14 protein-coding genes are annotated in these 17,476 nt (G+C 71.3%); 6 read left to right on the top strand and 8 right to left on the bottom strand.

Annotated elements, in window-relative coordinates; all coding sequences use genetic code 11:
• Nucleotides 1–120 precede the first annotated feature (120 nt).
• Together LXT21_RS03165 and LXT21_RS03160 are read right to left on the bottom strand one after the other, a co-directional pair.
• The gene (locus tag LXT21_RS03165; RefSeq protein WP_254036589.1) at nucleotides 121–756 is read right to left on the bottom strand and encodes a hypothetical protein; all 636 of its coding nucleotides are present in this window, start codon (nucleotides 754–756) and stop codon (nucleotides 121–123) included.
• Nucleotides 753–2,987, bottom strand: coding sequence for a glycosyltransferase (locus LXT21_RS03160; RefSeq protein ID WP_254036588.1), 2,235 nt, complete (start codon nucleotides 2,985–2,987; stop codon nucleotides 753–755). The genes LXT21_RS03165 and LXT21_RS03160 overlap by 4 nt, the downstream gene beginning before the upstream one ends.
• 29 nt (nucleotides 2,988–3,016) lie before the next feature.
• On the opposite strand from LXT21_RS03160, the gene LXT21_RS03155 reads away from it, so the two are divergent.
• The 3 genes from LXT21_RS03155 to LXT21_RS03145 all read left to right on the top strand — a co-directional run bounded on the left by LXT21_RS03155 (nucleotide 3,017) and on the right by LXT21_RS03145 (nucleotide 5,478).
• Complete coding sequence (locus LXT21_RS03155; RefSeq protein WP_254036587.1) at nucleotides 3,017–4,120, top strand: glycosyltransferase family 4 protein; 1,104 nt, start codon at nucleotides 3,017–3,019, stop codon at nucleotides 4,118–4,120.
• Nucleotides 4,121–4,217: 97 nt separating this feature from the next.
• A complete protein-coding gene (locus tag LXT21_RS03150) occupies nucleotides 4,218–4,718 on the top strand; it encodes a hypothetical protein (protein WP_254036586.1) in 501 nt (166 codons plus the stop codon).
• 34 nt (nucleotides 4,719–4,752) lie between these two features.
• Entirely contained in the window at nucleotides 4,753–5,478 is a 726-nt protein-coding gene (locus tag LXT21_RS03145) for a hypothetical protein (RefSeq protein ID WP_254036585.1), read from the top strand.
• Nucleotides 5,479–5,487: 9 nt separating this feature from the next.
• On the opposite strand, the gene LXT21_RS03140 is transcribed toward LXT21_RS03145, so the two are convergent.
• The 3 genes from LXT21_RS03140 to gmd all read right to left on the bottom strand — a co-directional run bounded on the left by LXT21_RS03140 (nucleotide 5,488) and on the right by gmd (nucleotide 7,982).
• Nucleotides 5,488–5,997 (bottom strand): NADAR family protein, encoded by a 510-nt coding sequence (locus LXT21_RS03140; protein WP_254036584.1) that lies wholly within the window; start codon nucleotides 5,995–5,997, stop codon nucleotides 5,488–5,490.
• Nucleotides 5,998–6,074: 77 nt separating this feature from the next.
• Nucleotides 6,075–7,007, bottom strand: a complete 933-nt coding sequence (locus LXT21_RS03135) for a GDP-mannose 4,6-dehydratase (protein ID WP_254036583.1) — start codon at nucleotides 7,005–7,007, stop codon at nucleotides 6,075–6,077.
• Nucleotides 7,008–7,982, bottom strand: a complete 975-nt coding sequence (gene gmd, locus LXT21_RS03130) for a GDP-mannose 4,6-dehydratase (RefSeq protein WP_046715314.1) — start codon at nucleotides 7,980–7,982, stop codon at nucleotides 7,008–7,010.
• Nucleotides 7,983–8,122: 140 nt separating this feature from the next.
• Here gmd and LXT21_RS03125 point away from each other — a divergent pair, with 140 nt between their 5' ends.
• The 3 genes from LXT21_RS03125 to LXT21_RS03115 all read left to right on the top strand — a co-directional run bounded on the left by LXT21_RS03125 (nucleotide 8,123) and on the right by LXT21_RS03115 (nucleotide 11,871).
• Complete coding sequence (locus LXT21_RS03125; RefSeq protein ID WP_254036582.1) at nucleotides 8,123–9,415, top strand: myxosortase-dependent phytase-like phosphatase; 1,293 nt, start codon at nucleotides 8,123–8,125, stop codon at nucleotides 9,413–9,415.
• A gap of 45 nt (nucleotides 9,416–9,460) precedes the next feature.
• Nucleotides 9,461–11,254 (top strand): bifunctional metallophosphatase/5'-nucleotidase, encoded by a 1,794-nt coding sequence (locus tag LXT21_RS03120; protein ID WP_254036581.1) that lies wholly within the window; start codon nucleotides 9,461–9,463, stop codon nucleotides 11,252–11,254.
• A gap of 224 nt (nucleotides 11,255–11,478) precedes the next feature.
• Complete coding sequence (locus tag LXT21_RS03115; RefSeq protein WP_254036580.1) at nucleotides 11,479–11,871, top strand: hypothetical protein; 393 nt, start codon at nucleotides 11,479–11,481, stop codon at nucleotides 11,869–11,871.
• A gap of 204 nt (nucleotides 11,872–12,075) precedes the next feature.
• On the opposite strand, the gene LXT21_RS03110 is transcribed toward LXT21_RS03115, so the two are convergent.
• The 3 genes from LXT21_RS03110 to LXT21_RS03100 form a co-directional block, all read right to left on the bottom strand.
• A complete protein-coding gene (locus LXT21_RS03110; protein WP_254036579.1) occupies nucleotides 12,076–14,853 on the bottom strand; it encodes an Hsp70 family protein in 2,778 nt (925 codons plus the stop codon).
• A 25-nt stretch (nucleotides 14,854–14,878) separates the two neighbouring features.
• Nucleotides 14,879–16,741 (bottom strand): Hsp70 family protein, encoded by a 1,863-nt coding sequence (locus LXT21_RS03105; RefSeq protein WP_254036578.1) that lies wholly within the window; start codon nucleotides 16,739–16,741, stop codon nucleotides 14,879–14,881.
• Nucleotides 16,742–16,802: 61 nt separating this feature from the next.
• Nucleotides 16,803–17,411 (bottom strand): DUF2760 domain-containing protein, encoded by a 609-nt coding sequence (locus tag LXT21_RS03100; RefSeq protein WP_254036577.1) that lies wholly within the window; start codon nucleotides 17,409–17,411, stop codon nucleotides 16,803–16,805.
• Between the last annotated feature and the right edge of the window lie 65 nt (nucleotides 17,412–17,476).

Genomic DNA, 17,476 nt, shown 5'->3' with positions numbered 1-17,476 from the left:
GATGCGTGAATATGCAACGGGGTTGCGGTATCCACCAGCGCGGCAGGGCGGGCTCTCGCGCGATGGGGATGAGGCATCCCGGGCCTCAAGCCGCCCGTACGTCGCGCGGAGCGCCGGGGCCTAACGACGGCGTTTGGGGGTGCGGGACTTGGCGCCATCCTTGGGGCGAGCGGACTTGCCGGTCGGTGGCGCTTGTTCCTTCTTCGTCGACGTCGCGGGCTCCGCCTTGGCGGCGCGAGGCTTGGGCAGGACTTCCGCGGCAGGTCTCCGCGAGGGCTCCGCTTCGGCGTGCAACGAGGGCTGCGCCGTCGTCACCGGAGTGCTCGTCGTCACGGGACCCCGTGACTCCTCGACCGGGGCGCTCGCCTGTCGTGCGCGCAGTTGCTCGACCTCGCGGCGCAGTCGGAGGACCTCCGCGGAGAGCTGGGCGTACGAGTCGCGCACGTGCCCGTTGAACACGCGCTGCCGTCCCAGGGCCTCGTTGATGAACACCTGGCACGACTTGCGGAACGCCCACTTCGCCACCACCACGAGCTGCCCCACGCCGCCCCGGTGCGTCTGCAGCGGCAGCGCGCGCGTCGCGTCGGCGTTCTCTTCCAACGCATGCAGGTTGAACGTCAGCGGCTCCAGCCGGGGCTCCACGCCCTCGGCGGGCACCTCCACCGGCTCGGAGGTGGGCAGCCCGCGCGTTCGCAGGCGCTCCTCGATACGGGCCAGCAGCTCCCGCGCGGGAATGTCGCGTCCCAGCAGCTTCATCGGTGCTTCTCCTCGAGGATGCGTTGCATCTCGTCCCGGTAGGTGGCCACCACCTGCGGCCACCCCTGCTTCTTCACGTACGCCAACCCCTTCGCCCCCAACGCCTCGCGCGCCTCGCCCACCTCGCGCAGCCCCTGGATGAACGACGCCAGGTCCGTATAGGCCCGCCCCGCGCCGCTGCGCTCCACCTGTCCCACCAGCACGTCCGAGCGCCCGTTCACCAACACCGGCGTCCCTTGCGCGAACGCCTCCAACGTCAAGAGCGACAGGCTCTCGTAGCGCGACGGAACCACCACCGCCAGCGCCCCGGCCAGCGCGTCGTGCTTGTCCTGCTCGGGGATGCGTCCCAGATAACGCACGCCCTCGCCCTCCAGGGACATGTGGGCGTCACCCGCGAGCACCAGGTCCGGCGCGTCCGCGTACCGGTGCTTCAACGCCTGATGGAACTCGAGCAGCTCCGGGACGCCCTTGCCCGGCTCCTGACGTCCCACATACAGGAGGTAGTCGCGGTGCACGCCGTGCTTCTGTCGGAAGCGCGCCCCCTCCGCCGAGGGCCGCTCCACGCCCACGCCCACCACGCGCGTCCTCGCGTGGTGCGGGAAGTACTTCTCGATGATGGTCAGCTCCTCCGGCGTCAGGCAGAGCAGCGCGCGGGGGAGCTCGAAGACGTCGCGGTACGCATCGAAGCGGATGGGCGCCTCGTCATGCGTGGTGGGCACGAGCAGCGAGCGGTCCGCCACCAGCGGCATGCCCCACACCGTGGGCGCGTAGAGGTACGTGAAGAACAGGTAGCCGTCATACGCGTCGCGCGTGGAGGCCAGGTGGTGGAGCAGCCCCGGTGACAGCGGACCCTGCTCGGCCACCCACTGCTCCTCGCGCAGCCGCTCGTTGCTCTTGTCGAAGAGCTTGCGCGACAGCCCGTTGAAGCCCCGGATGTTGCGCACGCGCGTGACGGGGAAGCGCAGCACGTCCACGCCGCGCACCCGGTCCGGCCCCGCCGGGAAGTGGTTCTCCCAGGACAGGTGGTTCTTCGCGCACGTCGTCAGCACCGTGAGGTCCCAGTGCGGCGTGAGCCGCTCGGCCACCTGCGCGGCCAGCATCTCCGCGCCGCCCGTCACCTCGCCATACCGCTGCACCACCACCGCCACCCGGGGGCGCTTCGGCGCCGCCCGGCGGACTCGCGGCGGAGGCAGGAAGGGCTCCAGCGCACGGGCCAGCGCGCGCCGCACCGAGGGCGCGGAGAAGTGCTCCAGCCGGCGACGCTGGCCCGCGATGACGGGCTCGCGCAGCGAGAGGTCCTCGCTCAGGTCCACCGCCAGCTCCGCGAGGAAGGCGAAGCGCTTCTGGTCGAACGCGATGCCCGCGCCACCCAGCGTCTCCGGCACGGCGGCGGCGCCATACGCCAGCACCGGCACGTCCGACGCCATGGCCTCGATGAGCGGAACCCCGAAGCCCTCGTGCTCGCTCATCGACACGAACACGGACGCGGAGCGGTACGCGGCCACCAGCTCCGCGTGGCTCAGCCGCCCCAGGAAGCTCACGCCGCTCAGCCCCTTGGCTTGTTTCTCGAGCGAGCGGAAGTAGCGGCTGCCCGGCTCATAGCCGCCGACCATCAACAGCCGCGCCTGGGGCCGCAGCCGCAGCACCTCCCGGTGCAGGGCGATGAGGTCCTCGAAGCGCTTGTGCGGCATCACCCGGCTGACACCGAGCAGCACCGGCCCCGGGCCCGCGAGCCTGCTCAAGAGCTTCGCGTCGGCGCGGTCGGGCCCGAAGCGCTCGGGCTCGATGAGCAGCGGCACGGTGTGGACGTTGCGATGGCCCGCGACGCGCAGCTCCGCGGCGTTGTAGTCCGACACTCCGATGGCCACGTCCACGAAGGGCGCCATGGCGGCCAGCTGTGCGCGTCCGGCGAGCAGCGCGTTCTCCAGCGACAGGCCCGTGTAGAAGCGCGCGGGGCTGATGTTGTGGAAGACGAGCCCGCGCCGACAGGGCAGGTGCATCAGGCGGCTGCTCAGCGGCGAGGCGATGCCGTGGTGGTACAGCACCAGGTCATCCGGCATCGGCTTCAGCTCGGACGCGGGGCTCGCCAGTCCTTCGAGTCCGGGGCCCACCTCGTCGGCGTACAGGCCGCCCCACACGCCCAGCCGGCGCAGGAGGAGCTGGAGGTGCAGCGCGGCCTGCCCGGTGGCGTCGCCGGGCACGAAGCTCGCTATCAACTGGTGGATCGCCATGCGCGCCCTGCCTATCACACGGCCGTGCTATGAGGCGCCCCGTGTCCATCGGCTCCATCGCTTTCGACGCCACGCTCTGGGATGAGCCCACCACTGGCATCGGCCTGTACACCCGCTGTCTCGCCGGCGCGCTCGAGGCCCGAGGCGTCACGCTGGAGAAGCTGGGCGCGCGCGACTCCGGCGACCATCCGAGGGGCCACGGCGGCCGCACCGCCTGGACGCTCGCCCGGCTGCCCAAGCTGCTCGAGCGCTCGCGGCCCGCGCTCTACCACGCGCTGGGCAACTTCAACCTGCCCCTGACGCGCGTGCCCGGCACCGCCTACGTGCTCACGGTGCTGGACCTGATTCCGCTCATCATGCCGGACACCGTGTCCGCGAAGTTCCGGTGGCAGTTCCGGCTGTGGTTGTCGCGCAGCCTGCTGCTCGCGGACCAGGTGGTGTGCATCAGCGCGCGCACGCGCGATGACCTGCTGGAGCGCTTCCCCGAGGTCGCCTCGCGCGCGGTGGTGGTGCCCATCGGCGTGGACCATGTGAACGCGCCCGTGCTGGACGCGACGAGCGCGGACTACCTGCGCTCGCTCGCGCTGCCCAAGGACTACGTGCTGTACGCGGGCTCGCTCGATGTCCGCAAGAACGTGGACCTGGTGCTGGATGCGATGGAGCGGCTTCGCGCGCAGGGGCGGCCCGCGTCGCTCGTGCTCGCGGGGCAGAGCTGGTTCGGCTCCGGCCGCGTGGAGTCCCGCATCGCGCGGCTGCGCGCGGAGGGCCATGACATCCGCCCGCTCGGCTATCAGGCCGAGCCCGTGTTCTACGAGCTGATGCGGCGCGCGGCGCTGTTCGTCTTCCCGTCGCGCTACGAGGGCTTCGGTCTTCCTCCGCTGGAGGCGATGCGGCTGGGGACACCCGCCATCGTCTCGACGGCGGGCTCGCTGCCGGAGGTCTGCGGCGACGCGGCGCTGGCGGTGCGCCCGGACGACGCGGAGGGGCTCGCCGAGTCCATCCACCGGCTCCTGTGCTCGCCCGAGGAGCGCAAGGCCTTCGCGGAGCGGGGCCGCGCGCGGGCCGCGGAGTTCACCTGGAAACGGACGGCCGACGGAACGCTGGCGGCCTACGAGGCCGCGCTTCGACGCTGAGGCTCCAGAGGGTGTTGTCGGGTCGGCGGGCAATCGGGCTCCGCCGAGGCGTCGTGACGGGAGGATGCGGATGCGGAAGCTCAGGTGGAGTGGCCTCGTGTTGAGCGGTCTTCTCATCGGCTGTGCGAGCACGCCCACGCGGCAGGAGCCCGTGGAGCCGACGGTGGAGCAGGACGTGGCGATCAACCCGGAGGCGGAGACGCCCGCGGCAGAGGGCGCGTCCTCGGCGAATCGGACCGGCGCCACGCCGCTCATGGTGAAGGCGGACCCGCGGCCCCAGGACCCCATCAACATCGAGAGCGCGAAAATCGAAGGCAACGTGCTGACGCTCAATGTCGCGCACGGGGGCGGCTGCGCCGAGCACACGTACGAGCTGGCCTGGGACGGGAACCTCCAGTCGAAGGCCGGGGCCACGCCGGTGGCGAACCTGGTCCTGATTCACGACGGCCATGGAGACAGGTGCAAGGCGATGAAGTTCGCCGAGCTGCGCTTCGACGTGAGCGCCATCGCCAAGGAGCAGTCCGGTCAGAGCAACGCGCATGGGACGGTGGACCTGGCGCTGCTCGGCGTGTCCGCGCCCGTGTCGTACTCGTTCTGAGCGGGAGCGATGACCTGATGCGCGTGGACGCGACATGAAGCTCACCGAGGCCCGGGTGCTGTTGGAGCGGTGGTTCGGCGGCGTGGCGGAAGGCGCCCCCCGGCTCGTCGAGGCGGAGGACGCGAGGTTCATCGAGCGCCCGAGCGCGGTGTGGCTGGAGTATCGCTGGTACGTGTCCCAGCGCGGCCTCGCGGAGGTGTTCCTCAAGTCGGAGCGGGTGCCCGTCGAGGCCCGGGCCGACGCGGAGGCCACGGTGCTCCGGGTGCACCTGCTGGGCGTGGCGGACGGGCTGTCGGAGCGCGCGGCGGGGCTGCTCGTGGGCGGACGGCCCGCGCCCGAGCGCCTCATGGGCCTGTTCGACGATGACGGCCTGCGCCGCGAGTGTGTCGCCTTCGCGCGCACGAGCGTCACCGTGGAGCACTGGGACACGCCGGGCCCGCGCAAGCTGTTGGACGAGGCTCGCTTCCATGCGCTCGCGGAGCGACTGAGGGCCCCCGCCTCGACGCCGGAGGAGCGACACGAGACGGTGCAGCGCCTCGCCGACGAGCGCAGCCCTCGCGTGGTGGAGGAACTGCTCGGGCTGCTCTCGCGTCAGCCCTCGTTGATGGCGCTGCGCGTGCTCTCCGAGTGGGGCGAGGCGCGCGCCAGGGCTCCCTTGAAGGCGGCCCTGGACGCGGTGCGCCCCGACAACCCCGCGGACCTGTGGACCCTCACCGCCCTGGACAGGCGGCTGGCGGCCTGGGCCCGCGTGGAGCGCTGAGCCACCCGGTCAGCGCGCCACCACGCCCTGCGCGATGAGGTCATCCCTCAGCCGCGTGAGCACCTTGCCCAGCAGGTTCAGCCCACGCCACTTGGACGGGTCCAGGATGCGCGCGTCATCCATGCCGAGCCCCACGCCCCAGATGCGGTCCATGGGACTGGCCTCCACCAGCTCCGTGCCCTGGCTTGCGAGCAGCACCTCCAGCAGCGAGGCGTTCTGCGTGAACTTGGCGCGGTTGCCCTCGTAGATGATGCGCTCGCGCTCCTTCACCCACGTCTCATCCACGAAGCCACTCACCTTGCGGCCCAGCGCCTTCTGCGACTTGGGGGACGCGGACGCCATGATGCGCGCGAGCATCTCTTCATCCGCGAAGAGGCGCGCCTTGCCCGCCATCATGTACTGCTCCATGCAGTTGTAGCGGACCCCGTCCACGACGAACTCACAGGGATGCCACTGCGAGAACGGGGACTCCTGGGTCCAGAAGAAGGTGAACCTGTCCTGCCGCCGCGTGCCTGCCATGCCGAGCCTCCTGGTTCGTGTTGGTTTTACACCAACGCCCAGGGGCCCGGCATCCTGACAGACGTTCCGGGGAGGATTCAGGCGCGCTGAGCGCCGGGCACCTTGGGGCCGAGCACGTCGCGCAGCGCGTCCGTGACGGTCAGCTTGGGGGACCAGCCCAGCGCGCGCAGCTTGTCGGGCGAGCCGATGAGGCTGGGGATGTCGGAGGGGCGCAGGCGCGCCGGGTCCAGCTCGATGCGCGCGTCCACGCCGGCCAACTGGAGCATCTCCTCCAGCAGGCTGCGGATGGTGCGGCCCTCGCCGGAGCAGATGTTGTACGCCTGCCCGGGCTCGCCCTTGTCGAGCAGCAGCCGGTAGGCCTCCACCACGTCGCGCACGTGCGAGAAGTCCCGCACCGCGTCCAGGTTGCCCGTGCGCAGCACCGGGTCCACCGTGCCCAGGCCGATGGCGCGAATCTGCGACGCGAACGAGGGCACGACGAACGTCGGGTCCTGCCCCGCGCCCAGGTGGTTGAAGGGCCGGGCCATCATCACCTCCAGCCCGTAGCTGCGGTGGAACTGCACGCCGGCAAGCTCCGCCGCGGACTTGGAGGCCGCGTAGGGGCTCAGCGGAACGGCGGGCGTGTCCTCGGGGGCGCGCGTGCCCTCGGGGACGGGGCCGTAGACCTCGCCCGAGCCCACGAGCACCACGCGCGTCTTCGGCGCGTTCTCGCGGAGCGCCGTCAGGAGGTTCACCACCCCCATGGTGTTCACCGCGAACACGCGCGAGGGGTTGTGGTGGCTCTTGGCCACCGAGCTGAAGCCGGCCAGGTGGATGACGCCTTCGGGCCGGGCCTCGGCGACGGCCGCCTTCACGGCGGCCTCGTTGGCCACGTCGAAATGCAGGGCGCTGCTGCTCACACCCTCGCCGCGGGGCCCGTGGGCCTCCACCACCTCATCGCCGCAGGCGCGCAACAGCGCGCACAGATGCCTGCCGACGAACCCATCCGCTCCCGTGACGAGAATGCGCATCTACCGCTGCCCCGCCTTCACGCGCTCCAGGTCCGCGTCCACCATCATCTCCACCAGCTGCTTGAAGCGCACCTTGGGCTCCCAGCCCAGCTCCTTCTTGGCCTTGGCCGGGTCACCGATGAGCAGGTCCACCTCGGCCGGGCGCACGAAGGCCGGGTCGGTGAAGACGTACTTCTCCCAGTCCAGCCCCACGCGCTGGAAGGCAATCTCCACCAGCTCCTTCACCGTGTGCGTCTCGTTGGTGGCGACCACGTAGTCGGACGGCTTGTCCTGCTGGAGCATCAGCCACATGGCCTCCACGTAGTCACCCGCGAAGCCCCAGTCGCGCTTGGCGTCCAGGTTGCCCATGGGCAGCTTCTCCTGGAGGCCGTGCTTGATGCGCGCCACGTTGTAGGTGACCTTGCGCGTGACGAACTCCAGGCCCCGGCGCGGCGACTCGTGGTTGAAGAGGATGCCGCTGACCGCGAACAGGCCGAACGACTCGCGGTAGTTCACCGTGATGTGGTGGCCGTACGCCTTGGCCACGCCGTACGGGCTGCGCGGGTAGAAGGGCGTGTCCTCCGTCTGCGGCACTTCCAGCACCTTGCCGAACATCTCGCTCGAGGACGCCTGGTAGAAGCGCACCTGCGGACGCGTGTGGCGGATGGCCTCCAGCATCTTCGTCACGCCCAGCGCGGTGAACTCACCGGTGAGCACCGGCTGGTTCCAGCTGGTGGGCACGAAGGACTGCGCCGCCAGGTTGTAGACCTCGTCGGGCTTGACCAGGTTGAGCAGCGCCGCGAGCGAGAACTGGTCCAGCAAGTCGCCCTGATGGAGCTGAATCTTCCCGTGCAGGTGCTGGATGCGCTCGAACTTCTCCTCGGAAGAGCGGCGCACCATTCCGTGCACCTCGTAGCCCTTCGAAAGGAGCAGCTCCGCCAGATAGCTGCCGTCCTGTCCCGTGATGCCCGTAATGAGTGCGCGCTTGGTCGCCATGGTCTTTTTCGCTGTTGGCTGGAAGACGCACTTTGTACTCGACACGGTTGGCCGGAGCCAACCGTTCCCGGAGCCTTCGCACTTGAAAGGCACCCTCCGCGTGCGAAGTTACGACGGACCCACCTGCCTGGAGCCTGGTCATGCGTCACCCTCTCATCCTCGCCCTGGCGGCGCTCCTCAGTGGAGCGACCGCCTTCGCCCAGCCCGTGCGGGTGTCCCCGGTCCGTCAGACGACTCCGGACCCTGGCGCCAGCGGAGCGACCCTGCGCGACGTCGCCATCTGGGTCGGGAGCGCGGATGGCGGCGCCGACAGCCTGCTCTTGACGGCGTATGACAATGCCAACTCCGGGCTCTTCACCTTCGGGTTGAATGGTCAACAGGTGGAGTCGGAGTTCGACGGACCCACGCTGAGCATCTCGCTGCGGGACGGCTTCCGGCTGGGCAACGACACCCTGTCGCTCGCGGTGACGGCGAACAGTGTCAACGGGTTGTCGGCCTACCGCGTGGATGGTCAGCGCGCGAACAACAAGGTGGAGCGCATCAACCTGGCGCCGCTCGTCAACAACAGCACGCAGTTCACCAGCGTGGCGCTCTATCGCAGCCCCACCTCCGGTCGGTTCTTCGTGTTCGCGGGCAACCCGTCCGGCACGCTCCAGCAGTTCGAGTTGTCCGGTGAGGACGGCGGGATGTCGGCCACCCTGGCGCGCGATGCGTTGGCCGTGGGTGGCGCCATCACCGGGCTCGTGGCGGACGAGGAGCTGGGCTACGTCTACGTGGTCCAGTCCGGCGTGGCCATCTGGCGCTACAGCGCGGAGCCCGACGGTGGCAGCAGTCGCACCGAGGTCGCCTCGCTGACGGGCTCGAACCGTGACCTGTCCGGCACCGTCAACCGGCTCGCGCTGTACCGCGGGGCCAACGCGCAGGGCTACCTGCTGGCGGCGGATACGGACTCCAACTCGTTCGGCGTGTTGGACCGCCGCACGTACGCCTTCCTGGGGTCGTTCCAGATGGTGGCGGGGGATGGTGGCATCGGCGCGGTGGAGTCGCCGCTCGCGCTGGCGGTGTCCGCGCGGCCGGTGGGCCCCGAGTTCCTCGATGGCCTGTTCGTCGCGCAGGACTCCAACAACAGCAACCTGCAGAACCTGAAGCTGGTGGGTTGGGACAAGGTGGCGCAGGCCTTCACGCCGCCCCTGCGCATCGACACGCGACCCTCGCAGGGGGACGGCGGCACGGATGGCGGCTCCGACGCGGGCTCGGACGGCGGTGGAGGTGGGGGCGGTGGGCCCGGGCCGGGCATCCCGGGAGGGGGTGGCATCCCAGGCGACTCGGACGATGGGTCGGGTTGCACGTGCGCCTCCGCGTCGGTGCCTGGCAGCGTGCTGTTCGGGCTGCTGGCCCTGGGCCTGTCGGTGCGCCGTCGCCGCGAGCGCTGAAGCGCGTTGAATCACGGCGCGCGGCGGGGTGAAGTGCGGACGCTCATGCGTTCACCGCGTCCCTTCCTCGTCGCGCTCGCGACCTGTGCCGCCGCCTGTGCTGGCACACCCGCCACCCCGACGCCCTCCGCGTCCCCGGCCGAGCCCGTGCGGCTCACCCTGGTGGGGCTCAACGACTTCCATGGCAACGTGGAGCCACACCGCACGCGGCTCGCCGACGGGCGCGTGGTGGAGGAGGGCGGCGCCGCCACCCTCGCCGCGTATGTCGCTCGGCTGCGCGCGGACAACCCGGACGGTGTGCTGCTGCTGGATGGTGGGGACCTCTTCCAGGGGACGCTGGCCTCCAACCTCACCGAGGGCGCCGTGGTGGTGGACGTCTACAACCACCTGGGCTTCACCGCGGCGGCCATCGGCAACCACGAGTTCGACTACGGCCCGGTGGGCGCCTCGCCGATGGCGTCGAATCCGGAGGAGGACCCGCTCGGTGCGCTGAAGGCCCGGGTGAGGCAGGCGCGCTTCCCGCTGCTGTCCGCCAATCTCCGGGACGCGGCCACGGGCAAGACGCCCGCGTGGCTCGGCAATGACGGCACGCACCTGCTCACCGTGAAGGGCGTGCGCGTGGGCGTGCTGGGGCTCACCACGGAGTCCACGCCGAGCGTCACCAACCCCGCCAACGTCGGCTCCCTGCGGTTCCTGCCGCTGGCGTCCTCGGCGCTGGAGGCCTCTCGCTCCCTGCGAGCGCGCGGCGCGGACGTGGTGGTGGCGGTGGCGCACGCGGGGGGGCATTGCCCGGACCTGTCGAATCCGCGTGACACCGCGAGCTGCGAGCGTGGTGACGCGGAGATTGTCGACATGCTGGCCGCGCTGCCTCCGGGCACGCTGGACGCGGTGGTCGCCGGGCACACGCACCAGGTGATGGGCCACTTCATCCAGGGCGTGCCCGTCATCGAGACGACCGGGCAGGCGCGTTCGGTGGGGGTGGTGGAGCTGTTCGTGGACCCGGTCCGCCGACGCGTGGAGCCGTCGCTCACCCGCATCCAGGCCGCGATTCCCCTGTGCGCTCAGGTGGATGCGGTCCACGGGGACTGCGATGGCCGCAGGCTGCGCGAGCGCGCCGAGGTGAAGCTGGTGCCGTCGAGGTTCCTGGGCGCCGAGGTGCGGCCGGACTCGGACGTGGAGGCGTTGCTCGCGCCCACGCTGGCGGAGGTGGACGCGGCGCAGCGGCGGGAGGCGGGCGTGTCGTGCACGTCGCCGCTGGCCCGGGGCTTCACGGAGGAGGGGGCGCTGGGCAACCTCGTCGCGGACGCGCTGCGCGAGGCGGTGGGCGCGGACGCCGCGGTGATGAACCCCGGTGGCATCCGCGCGGACCTGCCGGGTGGGACGCTGTCCTTCGGCCACGTCTACCAGGCGCTGCCCTTCGACAACACGGTGGCGGTGCTGACGCTCTCCGGCACGGAGCTCGTGCACCTCTTGAAGCTGGCGCACGGCGTGGAGCGCGGGGCGGTGTTCGCGGTGTCCGGGCTGGAGCTGACGCTGGCGCGCTGCCCGGGACCGGGGCGACTGCTGTCCGTGACGTTGGAGGGGGGAGCGCCCCTGGTCGCGGAGCGGCGCTACCGGGTGGCGGTGCCGGACTTCCTCGCGCGGGGCGGGGACGGGGTGGAGGGCGTGACGCGGCCGTTGCCGCCCGAGCGCGCGGAGCTGGCCCCGTTCCAGGGAATGGACCTGCGCGAGGCGTTGATCGCCTACGGCCGTTCCCATGGGGGCGTCCTGCCCACGCCGGCCCTGGGACGGGTGCGCTACAGCGGTGTCGCGGAGTTGTGTCCCACCGCCTCGCGTTGAGGGAGCCAGGGCTGAAAATTCGCCCGGGGGTTGATCCGCTGGGAGTGAACGGGCTCGTCCAACCCTTGGAAACTTCGATGAAAACGCTCCCGGGCCGAATTTTCGGCCTGGGATCAGTTTTCAACGGGAGGAAGGGGCCTTACTCTATGTCTCGCGAGTGCCCGTGCCGAGGTGGCCCCATCAGGGACTGCGTGCGAGGGCCCCCGAGAGCGGGAGGGACTGACATGCTCTACAAAGTGACCCCGATGATGCCGCCGCCGCCGGAGAAGGCGAAGCCGCGTGACCCGGGGCAACCGCAGCCGCGCAAGCGGCGCAAGTCCGCTGTCTACGACGCGGATGGTCACGAGGTCCTCATCTCGTTGATGTGCATCAAGTGCCGCACCCTGAAGCCGTTGGCCCAGTTCGGGCTGCGGAAGATGGCGGACGGTGCCATCCGGAACCAGCCCTGGTGCCGCACGTGCCGCTCGGGCGCGGGGACCAAGAAGCCCAAGGCGGGCAAGGGTGAGGCCGCCGCGCCTTCCGAGCCCGCGCCGGTGCTCCAGGTCGTCGAGCGCGCCGCGCCCAAGGCCGTCGCCGAGCCCGCCTCGGCCGACGTGCTCCCGGCCGTCCGGGGCTGATCGCCTCGTCGAGGCTCCAGCGAAGACTCCCACGAGGTCGCGTGCCCCGCACCGACCCTCAGGGGAGGCCTCTTGGCTCACGCGGCTTGAGCGTTCGTCGAAGTCTCGAAGTGTGACTCCCGCGAGGTCGCGTGCGCTGCACCGACCCGTGAGGGCGCTTTCGGCTCACACGGGGCTCGGTGCCCCGTGGAGCCGCCCCTTCATTCAGGACAGTCGGAGCCCCGCGGGCAGCGTGTCGCCGAGCGCGCGCGCTTCGTCCGCCGCCTCCAGCGCCACGACCTCGCGCACCATCCGCACCCACGTCTCGGACGCCTTGGCCGCGACGAGCGCCTGGGCCGCGCGCTCGCGCAGCGCCGGGTCCACGTCCCGGGTCCTGTCCCCGGTGAGCCGCGCCAGCTGCGCCGCCGCGAACGGCGCCCCGTCGATCTTGCGCAGGTCCATCTCCAGCAAGAGCGTCAGCCACGCCTCGGTCGTCTCCACGTCCACGACCTTGTGGCTGCTGCCGTAGAGCGGCACGCGCGCGCCCAGTCGTCCCAGCGACCACGCCCACGGGCCTCCGGACTTCGCCTCGGCCTTCAGGCGCTCGGCGATCCACCGGCCCAGCTCCGCCTTGTCCCCAAGCGACAGGTGCTCAAGTGACGCCGCGGTGCGCACCATCTCCTCCAGCCCCTCGGGCTGGATGCCCTTGAGCTTGCCGGCGGCGGGTGCGTTGGGTGGCACTTTCCTCGACAGGTGCGGCTGCAGATACGCGTAGAGCTTCTGCTGCCGCGCCTCCGTCAACCCACCGGCGATGCGCCGCCACATCACCCAGAACTCCGTCCACACCGCCTTGTCCGTGTGGTGCTGCACCAGCGCGTCGAACAGGCTGAAGGTCTGCTCCGCGCGCCAGCCATCCAGCGGATAGCCGAAGCCCGGGCGCAGCGAGAAGCCCGTGAGGCTGTAGAACACACGCTCGTGGTCCTCGGTGCGACGGCGCTTGCTGGCGCCCGCGTACAGCGTGCTCCACATCTCGCGCAGCACTGGCACTCGCCACGTCTCGCGCGGCCCCAGCGCCTTCTCCAACGTCCGCCCCAACTGCTTCACGTCCTTGGGACCCAACGGCAGCGGCTTGTTGCCGTAGACGCGCTCGATGTTGTCCTTGGCCTCCACGAAGCGCGCGGGCATGGACTCGGTGACGGTCAGCTCGTGCGAGCCCCCCGTGCCGCGCAGCTCGAACTCCAGCCGCCAGCGCTCGTCCGCGACGTCGGAGACGCAGTACAGCTCCAGCGTGCCAATCTCCGTCAGCGCCGCCTGCAGGTGCACCGGCACCTCCGCCACCTTGCCCGCCGCCCCCTTGAGCAGCGTGTGGATGGGCGGCAGCGGCTTCAGGTCCTCCGCCAGCGGCACGAGGTCTCCAGGCTTGTCGATGCGGTCGCTCGTCGTCGAGTAGAGCTGGAACTGTACGGGCCTGCCCAGGGTGAGCGTGAATGGGCGCTCGCCCAGCTCCACCTTCTGTCCCTCCTCGAAGCCGCGAGGGATGAGGCACAGGGCGGGCTGCTCCGCGCTGTCCGCGGGGCGCTGCAGGCCCACGTAGTACGCGCGCGCCGCGCCTCCGCCGATGCGCAGGCCATGCCCACGCCGCACCAGTCCGTAGTACGCCGCGCCCCGCGCCACCGCGAGCTCCAGCGACTCGTGGCGCAACAGCGAGATGCGCGGCGCGTCCGGCCACCACCCCGAGACGGCCTCCACCAGCCGCTCCGAAATCCAGGGCGAGTTGAAGACGCCGCCGTTGAGCAGGATGGCGTCGGGGCGGGGGAGGGCCCCCTCGAACGCGGGCGTCTCGCCCAGCGCCGCGAAGCCCGCCGCCGCGTGCTGCGCGAGGAACGCCGCCAGGTGGCGCGTCACCGCCGCGTCCTGCACGTACGGCAGGCCCAGCTCCTGGAGCGCCATGCGCGCGGCCCGGCGAGGCCGCTCCGTGGGCGGCGTGCGCGGGAAGAACCCATCCAGCACCAGCGCGTGCGCCTCCTCGCGAGACAGCTCGGAGGACAGCGTGCCCCCCAACAGCCGGCTGCCCTCGCCCACGAGCGACACGCCGTACTTCTCCGGAGGCGCCTTGCCCAGCAGCGCCTCCTTCGCGGTGCGCGCGGCCTGGATGGCCTGCGTCCACTGCGTGGCGGACAGCCGCCGCCCGTCGGAGAAGAGCTTCTCCTCCACGCGCCGGGCCAGCGCCGCGTCCATGTTGTCGCCCCCCAGCATCAGGTGGTCGCCCACGGCGAGCCGCCGCAGCATGGGGCCCTCGGGCGACACCCCCGCGTGCACCAGCGTGAAGTCCGTGGTGCCGCCGCCCACGTCCACCACCAGCACCAGCCGGACGTGCGAGAGCGTCTGCTCCAGGTCCGAGCGGTGGCGCGCGGTGTAGTCGTAGAAGGCCGCCTGCGGCTCCTCCAACAACGTGAACTTCTCCAGCCCCGCCTTGCGAGCGGCGCTCACGGTGAGCGCGCGCGCGGCCTCGTCGAACGAGGCGGGGACCGTGATGACGACCTCCTGCTGCGACAGCGGCGCTTCCGGGTGCGCGAAGTCCCACGCGCGCGCCAGGTGCGTGAGCAGGAGCGCGCTGGCGTCCACGGGGGACAGCTTCGCCACGTCCGCCGGCGCGCCCCACGGGAGGATGGGCGCGGAGCGGTCCACGCCCGGGTGACACAGCCAGCTCTTGGCGCTGGCGATCAGCCGGCCCGGCACGCGCGAGCCCTGCCAGCGCGCCAGCTCTCCCACCACCCACGGCCCGCCGTCATCGCCCCAGGGCAGGCGCAGCGACTCCGCGCTCAGCTCGTGGCCCGCGGGCACGTACACGGTGGAGGGAAGCAACGCGCGCGGCGCCACCTCCCCCTGTCGGACGAGCTGCGAGACGGGGAAGTCCTCCACGGGCGCGCTCGCGCCCCGGGCGGGGTCCACGGACGCCACCGCGCAGTGGGTGGTGCCCAGGTCGATGCCGACGATTCGCATACACCTCCGGTTGCCGGTCGGCGTTCTACTCCTTCATGCGGACGTTGAGCTCCAGCTTCCAACGTCCGTCGCCACCTTTCTCCAGGCACCGCAGCTCCAGCGTCCCGACCTCCGTCACCGCCGCCTGCAGGTTGACGGGCGTCAAATCGCCGAAGGCCGCGGGCTGTCCGGGCATGGTGGTCTCGATGGGGGCCAGCTCCTCCATCTCCCCCTTCGCCAGCTCGTCCGCCACGTCCTCCACCATCATTCCGACGCGGTCATCGCGCCGCATCGACGAGGAGAAGAAGCGGAAGCTCGTGGGCTCCCCCGTGACGAGCCCGAACTCCTGCGGCGGCACGTCCGCCTGCGTGCCCTCCTCCATGCCGAAGGGCGCCACGCACAGCGCCTTCACCGGAGGCTCGAAGCCCGGCACCGCCGGCATCGACGACTCCACGCCCACGTAGTACGCGCGCGCCGTGCCGCCGCGGATGCGCAGGCCGTTCCCCTGGCGCACCCAGCCGTAATACGCCGCGCCGCGCGCCACCGAGAGGTCCAGGTCCGCGCCCTCCAGCTCCTTCGCCGGCTGGCCGCCGTCCGCCCTCAGCCACAGGTTGAGCACCTCCATGACGCGCGCCTTGAGCGGCCCGGCCTTGAAGACGCCACCGTTGAAGAGCACCGCCGTCGGGTGCAGGAAGGACTTGTCGCCCACGTCCACCGGCGCGTCGTGGCTGGACTTCAGCGCCTGCGCCTGCCGGGTGAGGAAGGCCGCCAGGTGCCGCGACACGCCCGCGTCCTGCGCGTAGGGCAGCGCCATCTGCGCCAGGCCCGTGCGCCGCGCGGTGCGAGGCAGCTCCGCCAGCGGCGTCACCGGGAAGAAGCCGTCGGTGAGGACCCGGTCCAGCTCCTCGCGCGTCAGCTCCGTGCGCAGCGTGCCGCCGATGAGCGACGAGCCCCGGCCCGGGATGGAGATGGGCACCTTGTCCAGCGAGGTGTCCGCGTACAGCGTCTCCTTCGCCTGCCGGCATCCATGGGTGAGGGCGTTGAACTGCCACGGGTCCAGCTTCTTGCCCTCGGCCGCCAGGCGCTGGTTGAGCGTGTGCGCCAGCGCCAGGTCCATGTTGTCGCCGCCCAGCAGGATGTGGTCGCCCACCGCCACGCGCAGCAGCTCCACCTCGCCGTCCCGGTCCTTCACGGTGATGACGGAGAAGTCGGACGTGCCGCCGCCCACGTCCACCACCAGGATGACCTCGCCGGGCTTCACCTGCTGGCGGAACGTCTCGCCCATCGCCTCCAGCCACGCGTACAGCGCGGCCTGCGGCTCCTCCAACAAGGTGAGGTGTTCGATGCCCGCCGCCTTGGCCGCCTCCAGCGTCAGCTCGCGCGCCGCCGCGTCGAACGAGGCGGGGACGGTGACGATGACGTCCTGACGGGCCAGCTGGTTGCCGGCCTCCTCGCGCCCCTGGGCGAAGGTGGAGTCCCACGCCTCCTTGAGGTGGCGAAGGAACCGGGCGGACGCATCCAGCGGGGACACCCGCTGCACGTCCTCCGGCGCCTGCCAGGGCAAGAGCGGCGAGCGCCGGTCCACGCCCGGGTGCGACAGCCAGCTCTTGGGCGAGGACACCAGCCGCGTGGGCACCTTGGCCCCGTGCGAGCGCGCCAGCTCGCCGATGACCGAGGACGCGTCCGGGTTCCACGGCAGCGCGAGGCTCCCGGGTGGGAACTCCTGCGCCGCGGGCAGGTACAAGAAGGAGGGCAAGAGCGGACGGGCCTCCACGGTACCGGGCGCCGTCAGTTGCGGGATGGGCAGCATGGACTGCGAGCGGCCCCGAGGCTTGCCGTCCTCGAGATTGAAGTACGACACCGCCGAGTGGGTGGTGCCAAGGTCGATGCCGATGGAATAGCGGGCCATATCGGGCTTGAACTCCTGGGGGGCTCCCTTTTGTCCGGTCTGCCTGTCCGCCGGGTGACGCTCAGGCGAGCTCGACTTCCGCCGGAGCAAGCACTCGCGGGTCCATGGCGGTGCTCACCGCCGGGAACTTCACTTCCGTCGTCACCCAACCATGGTGGCGCAGCGCCCCGGTGTGGGGCGGGGTGCCCGTCACGTTGCCGGTGAGGCGGATGCGCTGGGCGTCGAAGCCCGCGGGCACCGTCACCGACGCGCCCTCCGACTCGGGCAGCACCGGCTTCACGGTGAAGTACTGGCCGAGCACCTTGCGGCACCCCTCATGGACGGTGCGGCACGCGGCCCCCACCTCGGCGTCCGAGTAGGCGGCCACGTTCTCCTGGAGGAAGTCCACCAGCCGCCCCTCCCGCTGCAGCATCGCCAGCAGCGTCAGGGCGCTGGCGTGCTCGCGCTCGGGCGGCAGGGCGGGGGGCGGCTCGGGGGGCTTCACCGCCGGGGCCGGGGGGGCGGGCGTGGCCTCACCGGAGGGGAGCAGGTTCAGCTGTCCGGCGTCGTAGGCCCGGCTGGCCGGAAGCACGGCGCGGGCGAAGTCTCCGGAGACGAGGCAGCGCCAGAAGCAGAGCCAGGCGAGCCAGAACCGCGCGAAGAACGACAGGGAGGCGGACGGGTCAGTCATCGGCTCCGGATAACAAAGCCCGCCTGCTTTGCAATTCGGCAGTTGCTCGAAATGCCCCAAATGCA

Origin of the sequence: Myxococcus guangdongensis (genome assembly GCF_024198255.1) — a bacterium.
Lineage (GTDB): Bacteria > Myxococcota > Myxococcia > Myxococcales > Myxococcaceae > Myxococcus > Myxococcus guangdongensis.
The sequence above is the reverse complement of the archived record's forward strand: the minus strand, read 5'-3'. Positions and strand labels throughout refer to the sequence as shown.

Excerpts from the sequence above, each read along its gene's own strand:
- LXT21_RS03165 (WP_254036589.1), bottom strand. The coding sequence starts at position 756 with ATGAAGCTGCTGGGACGCGACATTCCCGCGCGGGAGCTGCTGGCCCGT.
- LXT21_RS03160 (WP_254036588.1), bottom strand. The coding sequence starts at position 2,987 with ATGGCGATCCACCAGTTGATAGCGAGCTTCGTGCCCGGCGACGCCACC.
- LXT21_RS03155 (WP_254036587.1), top strand. The coding sequence starts at position 3,017 with ATGAGGCGCCCCGTGTCCATCGGCTCCATCGCTTTCGACGCCACGCTC.
- LXT21_RS03145 (WP_254036585.1), top strand. The coding sequence starts at position 4,753 with ATGAAGCTCACCGAGGCCCGGGTGCTGTTGGAGCGGTGGTTCGGCGGC.
- LXT21_RS03140 (WP_254036584.1), bottom strand. The coding sequence starts at position 5,997 with ATGGCAGGCACGCGGCGGCAGGACAGGTTCACCTTCTTCTGGACCCAG.
- LXT21_RS03135 (WP_254036583.1), bottom strand. The coding sequence starts at position 7,007 with ATGCGCATTCTCGTCACGGGAGCGGATGGGTTCGTCGGCAGGCATCTG.
- gmd (WP_046715314.1), bottom strand. The coding sequence starts at position 7,982 with ATGGCGACCAAGCGCGCACTCATTACGGGCATCACGGGACAGGACGGC.
- LXT21_RS03125 (WP_254036582.1), top strand. The coding sequence starts at position 8,123 with ATGCGTCACCCTCTCATCCTCGCCCTGGCGGCGCTCCTCAGTGGAGCG.
- LXT21_RS03120 (WP_254036581.1), top strand. The coding sequence starts at position 9,461 with ATGCGTTCACCGCGTCCCTTCCTCGTCGCGCTCGCGACCTGTGCCGCC.
- LXT21_RS03115 (WP_254036580.1), top strand. The coding sequence starts at position 11,479 with ATGCTCTACAAAGTGACCCCGATGATGCCGCCGCCGCCGGAGAAGGCG.
- LXT21_RS03110 (WP_254036579.1), bottom strand. The coding sequence starts at position 14,853 with ATGCGAATCGTCGGCATCGACCTGGGCACCACCCACTGCGCGGTGGCG.
- LXT21_RS03105 (WP_254036578.1), bottom strand. The coding sequence starts at position 16,741 with ATGGCCCGCTATTCCATCGGCATCGACCTTGGCACCACCCACTCGGCG.
- LXT21_RS03100 (WP_254036577.1), bottom strand. The coding sequence starts at position 17,411 with ATGACTGACCCGTCCGCCTCCCTGTCGTTCTTCGCGCGGTTCTGGCTC.